The 17,228-nt window shown below is 43.5% G+C and carries 13 protein-coding genes; 12 read left to right on the top strand and 1 reads right to left on the bottom strand.

The window, feature by feature from the left end; translation table 11 throughout:
• Window positions 1-300 precede the first annotated feature (300 nt).
• The 8 genes from C8R11_RS13515 to C8R11_RS13480 all read left to right on the top strand — a co-directional run bounded on the left by C8R11_RS13515 (window position 301) and on the right by C8R11_RS13480 (window position 13,141).
• A complete protein-coding gene (locus tag C8R11_RS13515; protein WP_107796172.1) occupies window positions 301-1,686 on the top strand; it encodes a SulP family inorganic anion transporter in 1,386 nt (461 codons plus the stop codon).
• Window positions 1,687-1,801: 115 nt separating this feature from the next.
• Window positions 1,802-2,209, top strand: a complete 408-nt coding sequence (locus tag C8R11_RS13510; protein WP_090702655.1) for a universal stress protein — start codon at window positions 1,802-1,804, stop codon at window positions 2,207-2,209.
• A 402-nt stretch (window positions 2,210-2,611) separates the two neighbouring features.
• Window positions 2,612-4,084, top strand: coding sequence for a complex I subunit 4 family protein (locus C8R11_RS13505; protein WP_107796156.1), 1,473 nt, complete (start codon window positions 2,612-2,614; stop codon window positions 4,082-4,084).
• 11 nt (window positions 4,085-4,095) lie between these two features.
• Window positions 4,096-7,368 carry a DUF2309 domain-containing protein gene (locus tag C8R11_RS13500; protein WP_107796155.1) on the top strand — a complete coding sequence of 1,091 codons (3,273 nt, stop codon included), beginning with the start codon at window positions 4,096-4,098 and terminating at the stop codon, window positions 7,366-7,368.
• 1 nt (window position 7,369) lies between these two features.
• A complete protein-coding gene (locus tag C8R11_RS13495; RefSeq protein WP_107796154.1) occupies window positions 7,370-8,938 on the top strand; it encodes a proton-conducting transporter transmembrane domain-containing protein in 1,569 nt (522 codons plus the stop codon).
• Between the two features lie 7 nt (window positions 8,939-8,945).
• Window positions 8,946-10,511 carry a complex I subunit 4 family protein gene (locus tag C8R11_RS13490; RefSeq protein WP_090702665.1) on the top strand — a complete coding sequence of 522 codons (1,566 nt, stop codon included), beginning with the start codon at window positions 8,946-8,948 and terminating at the stop codon, window positions 10,509-10,511.
• Between the two features lie 22 nt (window positions 10,512-10,533).
• Window positions 10,534-12,039, top strand: a complete 1,506-nt coding sequence (locus C8R11_RS13485; protein ID WP_107796153.1) for a complex I subunit 4 family protein — start codon at window positions 10,534-10,536, stop codon at window positions 12,037-12,039.
• 28 nt (window positions 12,040-12,067) lie between these two features.
• Window positions 12,068-13,141, top strand: coding sequence for a hypothetical protein (locus tag C8R11_RS13480; RefSeq protein WP_090702613.1), 1,074 nt, complete (start codon window positions 12,068-12,070; stop codon window positions 13,139-13,141).
• A gap of 297 nt (window positions 13,142-13,438) precedes the next feature.
• Here C8R11_RS13480 and pip read toward each other — a convergent pair whose 3' ends face one another.
• A complete protein-coding gene (pip, locus tag C8R11_RS13475; RefSeq protein WP_107796171.1) occupies window positions 13,439-14,410 on the bottom strand; it encodes a prolyl aminopeptidase in 972 nt (323 codons plus the stop codon).
• A gap of 141 nt (window positions 14,411-14,551) precedes the next feature.
• Between pip and C8R11_RS13470 the strand changes: the two genes are divergently transcribed.
• From C8R11_RS13470 to C8R11_RS13455, 4 genes are all read left to right on the top strand, one after another.
• Window positions 14,552-14,791: a hypothetical protein gene (locus tag C8R11_RS13470; protein WP_107796152.1), complete on the top strand. Its 240-nt coding sequence runs from the start codon at window positions 14,552-14,554 to the stop codon at window positions 14,789-14,791.
• A 4-nt stretch (window positions 14,792-14,795) separates the two neighbouring features.
• Window positions 14,796-15,962 carry a patatin-like phospholipase family protein gene (locus C8R11_RS13465; protein WP_090702609.1) on the top strand — a complete coding sequence of 389 codons (1,167 nt, stop codon included), beginning with the start codon at window positions 14,796-14,798 and terminating at the stop codon, window positions 15,960-15,962.
• Between the two features lie 70 nt (window positions 15,963-16,032).
• Window positions 16,033-16,758 (top strand): TerC family protein, encoded by a 726-nt coding sequence (locus C8R11_RS13460; RefSeq protein ID WP_107796151.1) that lies wholly within the window; start codon window positions 16,033-16,035, stop codon window positions 16,756-16,758.
• 38 nt (window positions 16,759-16,796) lie between these two features.
• Entirely contained in the window at window positions 16,797-17,222 is a 426-nt protein-coding gene (locus C8R11_RS13455; RefSeq protein WP_107796150.1) for a universal stress protein, read from the top strand.
• Window positions 17,223-17,228 lie beyond the last annotated feature (6 nt).

Raw genomic sequence — 17,228 nt, 5'->3', positions numbered from 1 at the left:
GCGTTTTGTGTTGATGATGAAAGGAGGAGGGTAAAGAAATATGCGGCGTATCCGCGAGACCGCGACTAAATCAACTATTTTTGCAAGTTATTACGATATCAATTTTGCTAATCCAGAACAAACTTTTAATAACTTATATATAAATTACAATAACTTATATTTATTATTGGGATTTGTTTCAGTACTTCATAGTTTCTTTATAAATTCTTCACGGATTCTTCACATTTGCTGTGTTAAATTTTCGTTGCGAAATCAAAACAAACAATATATTTAGATTCTTAATTGAGGGGAATGTTTTATATGAGTTCTGAAACAGAAGCAGTAAAAGGAAATAATCCTGCATCGAGCGGGACAGCTACAGGTGGTGAGAATCTGGCGCCTGATGGATCAGTTGTAAAGACTGCCGATAAGCATTTCGGTGCCGCCGCATTCCAGGCGAAATATGCACTTCGCGATGCGGCAGCGGGTACCATTACGGGAACGATGGCGATTCCATTGTCCATCGGTATCGCGATGATGTCCGATTATCCCATCAAAGTAGGTCTGGCCACTGTGGTTTTTGCCAGCTTTGTTGGCTGGTTCATGGCGTGGTTTAGGCCTGGTAACTATATCGGTAGTGCCGGTATTGCTGCAGGCCTGGCACCTGCGTTAGCACTGGGTGTGGCCTCGTTTGGCATGGAAAACATGGCGTTTTGTATTTTTCTGACGGCGGCGATGCAGGCAGTTTGCTGGCATTTCAACTGGCAAAAGTATTTACTTGTTGCGGTGCCGGTCTATCTGGTTGAGGGGTTGTTGGCTGGTATTGGTCTGAAGATTTTCTTGAAATTCTTTGAATTTACTTATGAGATACCTGAGCCGGCCGTCACAGAAGAGTTCTGGAATACTGCGCGGATAACAATGTGCGCCATTTCAGCTGCCGGTATGGGAGTGTTTGTGGTGTTATTTGCCAAATTTAAGGATATACAGCCGGCCATTCCTTATTTTGTGTTAATTATTGGCGGCATTTTGGTTTCGTTGTTTGTGCCGGTGCCGATGATCGTGGTTGAAGATGTCGATCTTTATCTGAGATTGCCTGTGCCTTCAGCGGATGTCACCATTATGATGATGGTGTTGATGATACTATTCTGCGCCATGTTGGCAACGATTGACGTCATTGAGCAGGTGATGAGTAACGCCGCGATTGAAAAAATTGACCCATTAAAGCGCAAATGTAACAGTAACAACAGTTTGCTGGCGATCTGGATTGCCAATATGGGCTCAAGTTTCTTTGGTGGTATGACCAATCTGGATGGTCTGGCGAAAAGTACCACTAACCGTCTGGCGGGCGCCTACACCAAGTTCTCGCTGGTCTTCATTGGGTCGGTGGTTTGTTTCTTTTTGTTTAATTCCGAATATCTGGAATACCTGCCGAAATTTGCATTGGCAGCGATTATGATGTTCTCAGGCTATAAAATGATTGCCGGTCTGGTGCATGTGACCCACTATGGGCCTTATGCAATGATGCTGGCGATAGCGACAGGCCTGTTGGTGTTTGAGTTAGGTATTTTCGAGGGGTTGGTTATTGCACTGGTTGCACATGCGATTATTCATTACATGGTTTATACCAAGCATGACAATATGCCGGGTAGAGACGTTATCAAACGTTACTTCGAAAATCTAAAACGTGATAGTGGTAACTTGCAATAACAGATTGATGTTTTATAATTTAAAATGAGTAGCGAAGAGCAGGCCGGATTAGATCAAATTTGACCAATGAAGGTCTGCCCTTCAAGACCAATAACACGATCAAAAGGATTTTATAATGTATAAAAAAATCATGGTAGCGGTAGACGGTAGTCAGACAGCGCAGAAAGCGTTGGAAGAAGCGGAAAATATTGCCACTTCTTATAATGCAGGATTGTGTATTGTGCATTGCATAACAGGCGAAGAAGAGGCTGATAAGGCTGCGGGTAATGCCATATTGGAGAAAGCTAAAGAATCCGTTGATGCGTTAAGTATTGAGTCCCGCTTACTGGAAGCAAATATTGCCTATGGCACAAATGGCATTTCAGAAGCGATCAGCGAGGCTGTCAAAAACTGGGGTGCTGATTTGCTGGTTGTTGGGACCGCTAATCGCAGAGGCCTTGAACGATTTGTGGTTGGTTCAGTAGCAGAGCAATTGGTCAGCCTTGTCGAGGCTTCTATTCTTTTAGTGCGTCCAAATAGCTAACGGACTGAATATTCGCTTGTTTAAATAGTAATTAGCTCGTAAAAGAAATAAGAAAAATGTTCATGCGTTAGTATGTTCTTGGCCAATTAGTTACTTCTTGCCTGATGGCAAGAAGATCCCGGGTTTTTAATCGCGCTGCATGCATATGTCTTTAGTAGTAATTAGCGGTTGGGTTGCTGGATGATAATTACCAAACAGCACTCGTCTCATTGTAATTGCTGAGAAACTGCCTTTAACTGACTAAAATATATTTGCAACGTGTCTGGTTTTTTTTATTGGTCAGAAACCGTTTGTTGGCTCATTCAAAGCAACTTTGCAATTGAATATCCAGGCGTGCTGATTCCTCAAATCTCAATTTCTTTAGCGGAGCAATTGCTTTTAGCATAAAGGTAAATTTATATAATGGGGATACTCAGTACACTATTATTGACGCCGTTGTTAGGTATTCTGATTCTGGCCATCATGCCCGGAGGAAATACCAGTCAAATTCGTTTTACTGCAAATATTTTTGCTACAGTAGCTTTCCTATTCAGTTGCTGGCTGGTTGTTGACTACAATCAGCTTTATGGCGAAATACAATACTACGAACAATTTATTTATAACCCTAACTTCAACTCGGCCTTTGCCCTGGGTGTGGATGGATTGTCGTTGCCGATGGTTGTTTTGGCGTCTTTGCTCACCTTAATTGCCTTACTTGCATCCTTCAGCATTGTTCATAATGTTAAGAGCTATTATATCAGTGTCTTATTACTCGAATTAGGTATGTTGGGTGTGTTCCTTTCCCAGGATTGGTCGTTGTTTTATATTTTTTGGGAATTAACGCTCATACCTCTCTTTATTCTGATTGCCCGCTGGGGTGGTGTTCGCCGCAGTGTCGCCAGTATTAACTTCGTGTTGTATACCATGGGCGGATCGATATTCATGTTGATCAGTTTGATGGCAATCAGTCAATATATGCCCGAGCATGGCGGTACGCTGATGGCTGATATGGCCGAGGCAGCGCAAAGGATGCCGAGGGATGAACAGCTCTGGGTATTGTTGGGTTTTCTGATTGGCTTTGGCGTTAAAATGCCTGTTTTTCCTTTACATGGATGGTTGCCACTGGCTCACGTGGAAGCGCCCAGTCCGGTGAGTATCCTTCTGTCCGGAATTTTACTCAAAATGGGCGCGTATGGCTTGATACGTGTTGTGGTTATGTTGCCTGAAGCAACACTAATTATGCAACCGTATCTGGTTTTTATAGCACTGTTTGGCATGATTTACGGTGGTGTACTTGCATGGCGTCAATCCGATCTTAAAGCAATGGTGGCTTACTCATCGGTGAGCCATATGGGAATCGTTCTGCTCGGCATCGCCACCTTGAATCTAACCGGCCTGACAGGAGCGGTGCTGCAGATGACAGCGCACGGTCTTGTTGCCGGAGCGCTGTTTCTGCTGGTGGGCTTGTTATATGAGCGCACACATACTCGAAACATACTTGATTATAGTTCTTTGGTGCAAGTGATGCCGCGTTTTGCTCTCTTTATGACCATTACTTTGTTTGCTGCCATGGGTTTGCCGGGTACCGTTGGTTTCGTGGCGGAATTACACGCAGTCATCGGGGGATATCAGCAGTGGGGCAATTTAATGCTGTTTCTAGGTTTGAGTATTCTCATTAGTGCGGCTTATGCAATGCGGACAGTCGGAATGTTGTTTACAGGTCCTGTCAAGCCGCAAATGCGCGATATCGAAGATTTACAATTATACGAATTGACTGCAGCCATAATCTTGGTTGCGGCCATTGTGTTGTTAGGTTTGTGGCCCACACCTTTAATAGATTTGTCCGTGGCGACCATAACTCAGATGAACGACATTATCAGTCAAAGTATTCAATAGGATTGATGCACATGACCTCACAATCAACTGACCCACGCGAACGAATAATTGAAGCAATAGATCATTTGGATCATGTCCTGCCAGGGCAAGGCCCCATTCATGAATTTGTTCACCACAATACAATACATGGTTTCCAGTACCTGCCGTTCGAGCAGGCTTTGGCCGAATACGAGGATTTGACGGGAGTTTTTGGTTATCAGCCGGAATCCCAGAATCGAGCGCTTTATCAACAGAACAGAATTACGGATGAAGATTTATTTGCAGTGCTTTCGCATCAAAAAGATCTGCAATCTGAACAAGTCGTATTTCAGTCAAAACATTTAACGCTCAAAAATAAAGACATCTATCGTGTTGCACTGGTGCATGAATTGCCAACGCTGTCAATAAGCCAATTGAACTGGCAGATTGAAGAAAATGGCGCACTTGAGTTAGTGCAGGAAGATGTGACTGAACAATCGCGCGCTCGAATGCTTGCTACAACGAATGATCAAGGTATTGTAGTCAGGCAACTGTGGGAAAGCATCTTAAAAAAACTGGATATCGAATTGGTGGATTTACATCCGGAGAACATGCTTGACTTGTCTGAAGAAGAGGCCAAGCTTTGGTTGGAGAAGATTAATAACAGCCTGGCAAGTGCTGAAGATGTGCCGGTCCACCAAAAAACACGTTTGGAAGCAGAAGCAAAGCTCGAGGAGCTTTTGTCACAAATTGGCGACCAGATTACTTTGCGTGGCTTTGTCAAAGCATTGAGCGGTATTGATATTCTGTATTCCATTCGACCGCAGATCATACGTATTTGTGCTTCTGTTTTGGATGAAGGCGTTGCCGCCTGGCAGTTGCCTGAGCGGGGAAATTTAGGACTTTTTGCTGCCTGGCGGTCAACAGTACAGTTTGATGTGAATCCATTCTTGCATGACTTGCCCGATTGGCAGCGAATAGTCAGTGAAACTCCGGAAGATCCGATCGAATGCATTATGATGCAATTAACTCATATGGAGATTCCTGACGAGAAGTGGGAGGGTTATTTGCGGCGTCTGGCACTTGAGTTGCCAGGCTGGTCAGGATTGATCAATTGGCGTCAACATCATCCGGAGTATCAAACAGAAAATAACGCGAAACTTCATTTAGCGGATTATCTGGCAATCCGTTTAACTCTGGATAGATTATGGTTGAATCAGGCCTGTAAAGATAATTGGAAAATCGATGCCCGACTAGGCACTATCGATTATTATTTTCGCAAAAATTTATCTGAGTTTATGGTTAGAAAGCTGTTGTATCAGGGTGATTTACCAGAATATTTAACGACACTGGCAAACGACTTGATAGAGCGAACCGGGTCTGAGCGTCAACAGCAGGAAGAGTGGCAGGATTTGGCCGATCTGATATGGACGTGGCAGTTAAGCCCGCTGGTTGAGAATGATCTGGAGCATGCCGCATTCAATAGCGGTTGGCGGCTATTTCGATTAAGTCAACATCTGGGACTGACAGCAGACGATATTCAAGCGATGCAAAAAACTGATTTGCTGCATATTTTATCCATACTCGATAAGTTTACTGTTACAGAGAGAAGTAAAGTATGGCTTTACGCTTATGAACATCATTACAGAGAAGACTTTTTGCAAGCAATCCGTGCCAATCTGAAACGCGGCAGGTGGGCTACACGCGATCAACGGCCTCATGCACAAATTGTATTTTGTATAGATGAACGTGAAGAAAGCATTCGCCGTCAGCTTGAAGAAATTAACCCGGCAATTGAGACGCTGGGTGCGGCAGGCTTTTATGGTTTGCCGATGAACTACAAAGGACTCGATGATCATCACCGAACAGCGTTGTGTCCAATTGTTGTCGTACCTGCACATGATGTAAATGAGGTGCCCAGAAAGGGAATGGAATCAATCTATGAAGAGCATCTTAAAGGACATGGTTTTTATCATAAACTCGCGTATTTACTGAATCAATCGTTGCGGCGAAGTTTGGTATTATCTCATGCTGTGATAGATGCATTGGCACCGATTATTTTTATTGGACTGCTCGGCAGAACGTTTGTACCAAAACAAATACTGGCATTTAACAGCGGGCTGCGGGAAAGAATTGATAAAAAAGTACCTACAGAACTGTTATTTAATGCGCCTGAACCTGATAAACCGGCTACGCCGGAGACGCCTAGACTAGGTTTTACGGATCAGGAGCAAGTCGACCGGCTGACAGCTTTTATGAAAGGAACGGGTTTAACCTATGGGTTTGCTAAGATAGTATCTTTAATGGCGCATGGCTCAACAAGTCAGAATAATCCGCATGAAGCAGCACATGATTGTGGTGCATGCAGTGGTAAACGCGGCGGTCCGAATGCGCGACTTTTTGCAGCAATGGCCAATCGTCCGAAAATACGTAAGCTCCTGGCCGAACGCGGCATAAATATTCCCGATGACACTTGGTTTGTAGGTGCAGAGCATGACACATGTAGTGATGTGATTACCTGGTACGATGTAGAAGATATACCGGAAAGCCTGCAACCGCATTTTGAATCGGTTAAGGCTAATCTTATCAGTGCGCGGAATGCTTCCGCGCATGAGCGCTGCCGACGTTTTTATTCAGCGAAGAATCCAAAAACACCGTCTGGTGGGATTGATCACGTACATTTGCGATCCAATGACTTAAGTCAGGTGCGGCCCGAATACGGCCATGCGACGAATGCTTCAGCAATTGTCGGGCGTCGATCAATATCTCAGGGCGTTTTTCTAGACAGACGCGCTTTTCTGATTTCATATGATCCTACTCAAGATCCTGAAGGAAAAGCGCTGGAAAATATTTTGCTGGCAGTCGGTCCGGTGGGTGCAGGTATTAATCTGGAATATTATTTTTCCACGATTGATAATGAGCGCTTCGGTTGTAGTACAAAAATTCCGCACAATATAACAGGTTTGTTCGGCGTGATGGAAGGCACCAGTAGCGATATACGAACGGGATTGCCGAAGCAAATGGTTGAGATACATGAAGCGGTGCGTTTGCAAATTCTGGTGGAAGCCAAAACAGAAATTCTCGGTGAAATTTACGGTCGTCAACCCAGTATTCAAGAGTTGGTGGGCGGGGGTTGGGTATTGCTGAGTGCGATTGATCCGGATACAGGTGAAATATCGTATTTTGAACGCGGTGTTGGTTTTGTACCTTGGCAGCCGGAAGTAAAAGTGATTCCTGAGGTTGAATCATCGAGTACATACTATCAGGATATTGATGTTCCGTTGCCACCTGTTTTGATAAAACAACCCAAGATGACAGGAGTTTAGAATGGACTATTTGGCCATTGTCATACCATTATTGCCATTTATTGCTGCTGCAATCATCGGTTTTGGACATTTGTTTGACCAGATTAGTGGTCAGCGAGGTGAAGCGATCAGCGCTGATATTGCGAAAAATGCAATATACCTTTCTTGTGTTGCATCCATTGCGTTATTAGTGGCAGATTGGATGGATATGAATGATGGAATTTTAATTGCAGGAAAGTGGTTAAACAGTGGTGATCTTATTGTAGAGCTCAACTTTATAACGACCGGGTTTAATGTAATAGTCGCTGCGTTATTTTCGATTATTCTGGTTGTTATTACACGTTTTTCAACGAACTACATCCATAAGGAATCGGGATTTCATCGTTTCTTTTTTGTTTTAAGCCTGTTTTCATCATCAATGTTATTGCTGGTGTTATCCGGAAATGCAGCTGGAACGTTCATTGGATGGGAAGTGGCTGGCTTATGCTCATATTTATTAATCTCCTTTGCCTATGACCGGCCTATTGCAGGCATTAATGCAACGCGCGTTTTTGTGACCAATCGTATTGGTGACACCGGGTTTATTTTAGGGATAGCGCTTTCTTATTATTTTGGCGGAACTATCGACTGGACCAGTCTGAATAATCTGGCAGAAAGTTTGACAACACCTACTGTTACAGTAATCAGTCTATGTTTTGTGGTTGCTGCAATGGCTAAATCAGCTCAACTTCCCTTTACACCGTGGCTGGCAAGAGCAATGGAGGGACCGACACCTTCAAGTGCCGTGTTTTATGGTGCAGTGATGATACATGCAGGCGTTTTTCTGATTATTTTATTGCGACCAGTTATCGAGCAAGCGCCACTGACTATGGGGCTTTTGGTTGTTGTCGGCTTATTTACCGCAATATACAGCGTTATTGTAGGGCTGACTCAGACAGACGTTAAAAGCTCATTATGCTTTGCTATATCCGGACAACTAGGATTGATGTTTCTTGAATGTGGTTTGGGTTTATGGGAATTGGCGATGTGGCACCTGTGTGCGCATGCAATTGTCAGGAGCTATCAAGTTTTAACAGCCCCATCATTGTTACATTATGTGCATGGTAATCCGATGAAACCGGTGTCAGCTGCGATGGTTAATAAGCGTTGGTTATATGTGGCCTCACTACAACGATTCTGGCTTGATCCGATCACTGATAGAACATTGGTGCGGCCTGTAAACGGACTAGGGTATGATCTTGATCGTTTTGATAAAAATATTATTGATCGTGCAATGGGAGATCCGGCTTCATCTTTTACAGCAATTACTTCGTTGACACAATTGGAGAAAGATACGCAAAAAAATCGATTGGCCGACATGAGTGACGAGTTCGCGAGAGGTAAAGGAATCGTTGGTAAGCTTCTGGAGTGGGTGGCGAATATCATGAGTTGGTTCGAAGAGCGGTTAGTGCTTCGTGGTATCGGTATGGATATGGTGGAAATAGGAGGTAAGCTTGGGCAGGCCGCGATTACCTTTGAACAACTCATCCTTAAGCCGCGCTACCTCGTGTTGTTTGTATTCATTGTGTTAATGCTTGCTGCTTCAATTTGAGGGATTCATGAATATCGAAAATATAACTCTGTGGTCTGAAACAGTAGCGATCCCTTTGTTGTCAGCTATCACGCTGGTGCCATTGGTAGCTATGGTTTTAGTAATTTTGGTGAAATCATCTACTGTAGCACTGCGCCTCGGTTTCATTGGCACAATCCTGACATTTTTGCTCAGTATTTATTTGTTGATGGCTTTTGATACTGTAGGAAGCGGCATTCAATTCTATGAGCGATATCAGGTAATAGGACTAACCTATAGCGTGGGTGTTGATGGCACCAATATACTATTTGTGCTGCTGACTGCAGTTTTATCGCTGCTGGCACTTGTTTATACGTTAACGACGCGACGTGTGGCAGACAGAACGCATATTGCTTGTTTGCTTGGGTATGAAGCGATACTCGTCGGCGCATTTGTAGCCATGAATGCAATGCAGTTTTGGTTCTGGTGTTTTCTTGAATTGATCCCTGTAGTGCTGATGACGCTTAGAGCAGGCTCAGGCCAAAATCGGCGGTGGGTGGTTGCATTGCTGCTACAGCACTGGGGAAGCGGGTTATTTATGGTATTGGCTGGCTTCCTGATGTTGGGATTTGGCACCATGGTATCAACGGATGTTCTCTCGTTTGATTGGCTGGATCTGAAAGACAGTAGTGTAAAGCTGGAATACGCGACACTTATTTTCTTTCTGTTATTCTTTGGTTTTGCGATACGTATGCCTTTGTTTCCATTTCACGGGTGGCTACCTGTGTTGGCCGAGCAAGGCACGGTTGCAAGTGTGGGCATATTCCTGGTCAGTTTAAAACTTGGCATCTATGCGGCGATGCGTTTTTTGGTCCCACTTCTTCCTGAAGTTGCCGAACAGTGGGCCTGGTTTGTTGTGACACTTGGACTGATCGGTATTTTCTATGGCGCGCTGCTGGCGTTAATGCAGATTAATATGCGCCGTTTACTCGCATTTGCCATTATCAGCCAAACAGGCTTGCTGGTGATTGGAATATTTGACTTTAATAAGCATGGTATGGAAGGCAGTATTCTGCTTTCAATCGCATATGGACTGGCGACGGCAGGTATGTTGTTTAGTATTGGTATGATTTATAAACGAACACATACCGCCTTTATCCCGCGCTTGGGTGGTATGTATGATGCCAATGCTGCCATTGCGGTTTTATTTGTTATCTGTGCACTAAGTACGATGGTAATGCCGGGAACACCAGGTTTTGATGGTATTCATTTGTTGCTTGAAGGCACTATTAAAGGTCAAGGCTGGATTGTTTCGATTGCTATTTTAATTGGTAACGTATTGGCGGTTGGATTGTTATTACGTGCTTTCCAACAAATATTTATTGCTGCTCCCAAACGTCATCAGGGACCTTATAAGAATACGTTGTATGTGAGTAGCACACAACCGTCACCAAGAAATGAATGGATTATTGCTATCGTGATCTGTGGCATACTGATTTCAGCCGGTATTCATACTTCTCCTTGGATTGACATTATTGATCAGAATCTTCAGCTGCTTAACAGCAGTTATTCCAGCATAGAAACAATCAAAGCGGATACGTTGGCTGCGCAATAAATTATAACAAAGGACAATTAGCATGATCGAAGCAAGTTTTCCATTTTTGAGTCTTATTATTATTATTCCTCTATTTGGTGCAGTGCTGGCTGGTTCGATACGGAATATTGATATCGCAAAACATATCGCACTATTTGTAGCGATACTTACATTACTATTGTCTATCTTTGCATTAATTCTATTTGATGCGGACAAAAGCTCATTTCAGTTAGTGGAACGTTATGCCTGGATACCTTTGTTAAATATTGAATACCTGGTCGGGGTTGACGGTATTTCAATCCTGTTTTTGCCCATGACCGCATTGCTAACCTTAATTGCAATGCTAGCCTCATGGAATTCTGTTTCGAATTTGCCACGTTTTTATTTTTCATTACTGCTGGCATTGGAAGGTGTAAGTTTTGGTATTTTTTGTGCTTTGGATACAGTATTGTTTTACTTGTTCTGGGAGTTAACGTTGCCGCCATTTTTCTTTCTAATCGGTCTTTGGGGCATTGGTTCTCATCGACGAAGTGCGGCCATGAAATATATTCTGTACATGATTGCAGGCGGCGTGCCCATTTTGCTTGCTTTCATATTGCTGGCATCAAATCATGCGTTACATATCGACAGAGTTATACCGTATGGACTGTCTTTCAGTCTGCCGGTATTGTTGAGTACGCCACTCCCGGATAATTTGCAAACCATTGTTTTCCTGCTCTTGTTATTTGGTTTCGCTGTGAAAGCACCTTTGGTTCCACTGCATACATGGATGCCAACCGTTTCTATGGAAGGCCCCACTCATGTGGTAGCCTTATTAATGGGTTTAAAATTAGGTGTTTATGGAATTTTGCGTTTTGCGATGCCTTTGGCGCCCGCTGCGGCAGTCGATTATAGCTGGTTGTTGAGTGTTATCGGTGCGGTTACACTGATTTATGCTGCACTGATTGCACTGCAGCAAACAAATTTAAGGCGCCTTCTTGCTTATGCCAGTGTAAGTCACGTGGGGCTCGTGATTGTTGGGATTGCTTCATTAACGATGCAAGGTTTACAAGGTGCTATTTTTCAGTTGCTCAACTTTACTTTCATAGCAAGTTCTTTGATGTTGATCGCAGGTTTTATTCATAATAGAATTGGCAGCACCGAGACTATTCATTTAGGTGGGCTCGCTAAGGTAATGCCTAAGTTAACTTTTTTTTATTTTTTGTTTTTATTATCGAGTATCGGACTACCAGGAACCAGTGGCTTTCCAGCAGAGTTGTTAATGATAGTCGGTGCGCTTAATACGCATTCGATTCTTGGTTTCGCAGCTTTATCCGGTGCAATCTTGAGTGCCGCTTATATGTTTTCTTATACACGTAAAGCTTTCTTAGGCCCTATTATTCAAAGCGATGTCAAGCAGGTTGTTGATATAAAATCCAGAGAAATGGCTTTACTCTTTATACCTGCGTTGTTGGCTCTGATATTCGGTTTGTTTCCTGACTATATACTGAATATTAATCAAGCCGCCTCTGAAGCTTGGCTGTCGAGATTAACGATTCAATCGCCTTAAAATTTCTAATAATTTGGATATAACTATTATGCATAATACCGGTATAGACTACTTACTTGATTTGAATGCCCGCCATTCGCAGGCTTTCATGGACCTGTCATCCGAACGCCGAAGATACAGAGGCGAGCATCCCACTGAGATAGCTGCGCTCAAGTGTATGGATGGCAGACTACACTTGCCTGTGATGACACAGACTGCACTCGGAATTATTCAACCCTTTCGAAACTTGGGGGGTAAATTTGATCTGGGTTGGCCATTTTTTCAGAACATCATTGATCAATGGGTGCAGTATTCAATCGGTCGTGGCAGGCATTGTCTGGTTTTTGTAACGTATCACTATGCACGTGGAGATACGCACCGTGGATGCAGAGGATACAATTATGAGACGAACTCAGCCAGAGATGCCGCAATTAAATTAAAGAATCAATTTATAGGTGTTTATGGGAAGGGTGCAGTAATGCCTATTGTCTGTGGAATTGAAACGGATCTTGATGCACTGATTTTACACGGTGAAGATGATGACACCGTAGTCGATCTGGCTAAAATCAAACAATCTTCACAAATAGAACTGGAGGAATTACTCTCTTCCTTGTATCCAACCATGCCAGAGCGAATTGTGCGCGATATGATTCCATTAGTACGTGGAAATATCAGACATATTGCGGAGATTCGTGCGTCTAACAGACCTATTGCCGATGCTGAACATAAAGAATGGGTTTTAGGTGTTGGGCGTGGTTTTGACTGGTTGCATGCAATTAATACCGCCTTTATTGTCGGACCCTTCGATCCAAATTTGTCAGTAGCAATTGAAACAGCTGCAAAACTCCTTAAGGGTAATATCGATGATGGCCGTGTAGATCCCAATGGGATTGTTTTGTTGACGTCAGCAGCATTTCGTGACGAGGCAGGGCCAGAATATCATCTGGCTAGGGAGAAAGCATTGTTTCTCAGTGGCTTTGCACAGAATATCATCAAGGATAAAGTGCCTGATCTTTTGCCGCACCTGCAAATACTCACAGGCTTTACTGATATGGATACACGAAAGTTTGAAGTAATTGAAAGGCTGGATGCTGCGCCCGCTAAAAAGAAAAAAATTGCATAATGGCTTTTCCGGACAATTTAATTACAAAAATCCCTTAATGATCAATGCTAACAATTTGCTAGTCTGTCTTTTTGGGATTTTTGTAAGTTCTTACAACGGTTTTCTGGAATTGTCGTAGTCAAAGACGCCAATTGATTAGTCTTTATCGACTGGATAATGACGCGTAAAAAGCGTGCACAGAATATTGCGTCATAAGTCACAGCGGTGAAGGCACTGGGGTGGTCTTAGGCAAGAAGACTGCCGCGCCAGTTACGCCCAGAAACTAACTGAACATATTATTTCTCAGTTAACGAGATGCTAGAATGATGGCGCAAGTCTTTGTTTGTATTCTTCAGTTGTTTTAATCAGTGCGGATAAAATTCCGGGTTCCCAGACCGAGTGACCTGCGTCATCTATAATGATATATTCAGCTTGCGGCCACGCTCGATGTAAATCGTCCGCGCTGATAATCGGGCAGACAGCGTCATAACGGCCCTGCACAATCGTAGCTGGAATACCGTGCAGTTTTTGAACATTATCCAGTAATGCGTTTTCTGGCAGAAATATGTCATGACTAAAATAATGCGTTTCCATGCGCGCCAAACCCAAAGCAACCGTATCGTCCGAAAAATAATTGACTGTTTCGGGGCTTGGCAGAAGCGTTGAACAAGTGCCCTCATAAATGCTCCAGCTACGTGCAGCGGGCATATGTATAGCCGGATCAACGTTCTTTATTCGTTGATAATACGCTGCTAAAATATCATTTCGTTCTGTGGCGTCAAGTGCTTCAATAAATTTCTGCCATGCCTCCGGAAAGAAAATTTGTAATCCATAAAGAAACCAATCGATTTCTTTTTTACGGCATAGAAAGATTCCGCGCAAAATAAATCCAAGGCAGCGATCCGGATGTGCTTCGCCATATGCAAGGCCCAGTGTACTGCCCCAGGAGCCACCGAATATTAACCATTTTTCAATTTCGAGTTGTTGCCTTAATTGTTCGAGATCGCTTATCAGAAGCGGGGTTGTATTATCACGCAATTCACCTAATGGCGTTGATCGCCCAGCCCCACGCTGGTCAAAAATGATAATCCTGTAACAGGACGGGTCAAAAAAACGACGATGGGTCGGTGTTGAACCTGCCCCCGGTCCGCCATGTAAAAAAACAACCGGAATACCTGCGGGGTTACCTGATTGCTCCCAGTAGATCGTATGGATGGAGTCGACAGGCAGCATTCCAGATTGATAGGGTTCAATCCTGGGAAATAATTTGAAAGAAGTGTCAGTTTGCATAGTGTTAAATGTCAGCGTAGTTTGTTTGAAAATTGAGAGAAAAAGGTGATAAATAGCACTGAGTTCGAAATATGTCTGATCTAGGGTTCTGGTATATTCATTCATATATTTTAACTGTATCTACAATTTAAAGGTAATATCATGCATCATACAATTTTAAAAAAACAGGAAGTATCCATGTTGCGCACTGAAATCGAGATGTTGATGGTTGAGCGCCAGAGTTTGCTGAATACAGTTGGTGCCGCGGCAAGATTTGTCGTCTGCCTGGATAGCAGAAAATTACCAAAAGAGGCCTGTGAAACAGCTAGGGTGTTATCTAAATCTTTAAATCAGTTGAATGAGGATACGCTGCAGGATGCACTGGAAAAAGTAAAGGCATAATTCGTTGTCAAGAACAGTTAAACTAAAATCAAAAAATGATAAGCCTAAAGTCGGACTGGTTTTGACGGGTGGCGGCGCACGCGCAGCGTACCAGGTGGGTGTCTTACGTGCAATAGCTCAAATGTTGCCCGACGGTGCCAGCAATCCCTTTCCCGTTATTTGTGGTACATCGGCGGGTGCGATCAACGCTGCCAGTCTGGCTGTCGCTGCGAATGATTTTCAAGCAGGTGTACGTCAGCTGGAGGACGTATGGGCCAACTTTCATGTAGGCCAAGTGTATCGCTCAGATTGCCTGGGCGTATTGAAAAACAGTTTTCGTTGTTTAATATCGTTGTTTTCGCAGGAGTATGGTCGCCATAGAGCAATTTCTTTGTTAGATAATGCGCCACTGGAATCGTTATTATTCCGGAAGATTCCTTTTCGGATGTTGCATCATTGTATCCGCTCCGGATCATTACATGCGTTGGGCATAACTGCATGGGGCTATACTTCCAGTCAATCTGTAACGTTCTATCAGGCTGCAAAAGGAATAGCGCCGTGGAAACGTGCGCAACGTGTTGGCGTTACTACGCATATTGACGTAAAACATCTGATGGCTTCTTCAGCGATCCCATTTTTTTTTCCACCTGTCAAATTACATCGTGAGTTTTTTGGCGATGGTTCAATGCGTCAAATGACCCCTATTAGTCCCGCGCTTCATTTGGGTGCGGATAAAGTGCTGATTCTTGGGATGCATAAAGAAACTGACGATTTACCTGGGCGCGTTAGTGCATCCAATCCGCCTTCTTTTGCGCAAATCGCCGGGCATGCTATGAATAGCATTTTTGTCGATAGTCTGGATGTGGATCTTGAACGTTTGCGGCGGATTAATGAAACATTGAAGCTGATACCGCCAGAGACGCGGCAAGAGAAAAATATCTTATTGCGCCCTGTTGAATCTATGATGATTTCGCCAAGTGTGGAAATTAACGAGATTGCACAGCAGTATGCGAAATCATTGCCTTTGACAATGCGTTATCTCTACAAGGCGGTCGGTGCGATGAGCCCAAACGGTTCGACATTGTTAAGTTATGTATTGTTTGAAGCGCCATTTTGTCAGGCACTGATTGAATTGGGTCATAATGATACGCTACAGCAAAAGGAAAAAATTTTGCAGTTTATCAATAGTTGATTGGGACTAATAAAGCAAAGCGCAAATCATGTTTTTTTATTTTCGAATAATGATAAGAGGTAAATATTAAATGGGCTTTGACAGTCCGCAGTTTTGGATAGCGGTTGTACAAATTATTGCGATTGATATCGTATTGGGTGGAGATAATGCCGTTGTTATCGCACTGGCTTGCCGCCGCTTACCAGAAAAACAACGTAATCTCGGTATTTTCTGGGGTGTTTTTGGCGCTATTGCATTGCGTGTCATTCTTATCTTTTTTGCACTGAGCCTGCTGGCCGTGCCTTATTTGAAAATTGTCGGCGCATGTTTATTGGTGTGGATTGGCATCAAGTTGTTGCAGCCGGAGCCAGTCGGTGACGGGCATGAGGTTGCAGCCAGCACGACATTGGTCGGGGCGATTAAAACTATTATTATCGCAGATGCTGTAATGAGTCTGGATAATGTGATTGCTATTGCCGGGGCCGCCAAGGACAGTATGGGTCTGGTTATTTTTGGATTAGCTTTTAGCGTACCTATTATTGTATGGGGTAGCAAACTGGTTATGAAACTCATGGATCGTTATCCGATAACAATTGTTATCGGTGCAGGGCTGCTGGGTTGGATTGCCGGAGATATGGCCGTAACTGATGAAGTCACAAGGGAGTGGGTAATACAAAATGCTATTTATTTGCAGTGGTTAATGCCTGTATTGGCCGCATTTATGGTAGTGATGATCGGCAAGAGACTGGCATCCCGCGCTCAAGCGAGAATGGCGCCAGTTGTTGATCTCGTTGATGATGAGAAGCAAACGCGTTAGTTGAATTGATTGCTCAAATATAACCGAGGAATTGAAAAATGCTGAAAATTTTATTGCCCATTGATGGCTCTGAGCGTTCTAGTAAAGCAGTCAGAAAAACGGTTGAAATGACGAGCTGGTATAAAGAAATACCGGAAGTTCATTTGCTGAATGTTCAATTTCCACTGGATGGAAATGTTTCTTTATTCATTAATCAAAGTGATATCAAGCAATATCACCAGGAAGAGGGCATGAAGTGCCTGCAGAATGCATGCGAACTATTCGAGCAGGCGAAAATTACATATCACTGTCATATCACGCTGGGTGATCCGGCGGATATGATTGAGCGATTTGCAACAGCCCAACAATGTGACTTAATAGTCATTAGCGCGCGCGGCCATGGTGTCATCAAAAATCTGCTGCTGGGCTCGGTGGTTAATAAAGTGATGCAGTTGTCGTCAATACCTGTGTTACTTGTTAAATAGCAAGTA

Source organism: Nitrosomonas aestuarii, from assembly GCF_003046585.1.
GTDB lineage: Bacteria > Pseudomonadota > Gammaproteobacteria > Burkholderiales > Nitrosomonadaceae > Nitrosomonas > Nitrosomonas aestuarii.
The sequence above is the reverse complement of the archived record's forward strand: the minus strand, read 5'-3'. Positions and strand labels throughout refer to the sequence as shown.

What these genes read in the sequence shown, in the direction of transcription:
- C8R11_RS13510 (WP_090702655.1), top strand. Translation starts at nt 1,802, where the DNA reads ATGTATAAAAAAATCATGGTAGCGGTAGACGGTAGTCAGACAGCGCAG.
- C8R11_RS13470 (WP_107796152.1), top strand. Translation starts at nt 14,552, where the DNA reads ATGCATCATACAATTTTAAAAAAACAGGAAGTATCCATGTTGCGCACT.
- pip (WP_107796171.1), bottom strand. Translation starts at nt 14,410, where the DNA reads ATGCAAACTGACACTTCTTTCAAATTATTTCCCAGGATTGAACCCTAT.
- C8R11_RS13505 (WP_107796156.1), top strand. Translation starts at nt 2,612, where the DNA reads ATGGGGATACTCAGTACACTATTATTGACGCCGTTGTTAGGTATTCTG.
- C8R11_RS13495 (WP_107796154.1), top strand. Translation starts at nt 7,370, where the DNA reads ATGGACTATTTGGCCATTGTCATACCATTATTGCCATTTATTGCTGCT.
- C8R11_RS13480 (WP_090702613.1), top strand. Translation starts at nt 12,068, where the DNA reads ATGCATAATACCGGTATAGACTACTTACTTGATTTGAATGCCCGCCAT.
- C8R11_RS13460 (WP_107796151.1), top strand. Translation starts at nt 16,033, where the DNA reads ATGGGCTTTGACAGTCCGCAGTTTTGGATAGCGGTTGTACAAATTATT.
- C8R11_RS13515 (WP_107796172.1), top strand. Translation starts at nt 301, where the DNA reads ATGAGTTCTGAAACAGAAGCAGTAAAAGGAAATAATCCTGCATCGAGC.
- C8R11_RS13490 (WP_090702665.1), top strand. Translation starts at nt 8,946, where the DNA reads ATGAATATCGAAAATATAACTCTGTGGTCTGAAACAGTAGCGATCCCT.
- C8R11_RS13455 (WP_107796150.1), top strand. Translation starts at nt 16,797, where the DNA reads ATGCTGAAAATTTTATTGCCCATTGATGGCTCTGAGCGTTCTAGTAAA.
- C8R11_RS13485 (WP_107796153.1), top strand. Translation starts at nt 10,534, where the DNA reads ATGATCGAAGCAAGTTTTCCATTTTTGAGTCTTATTATTATTATTCCT.
- C8R11_RS13500 (WP_107796155.1), top strand. Translation starts at nt 4,096, where the DNA reads ATGACCTCACAATCAACTGACCCACGCGAACGAATAATTGAAGCAATA.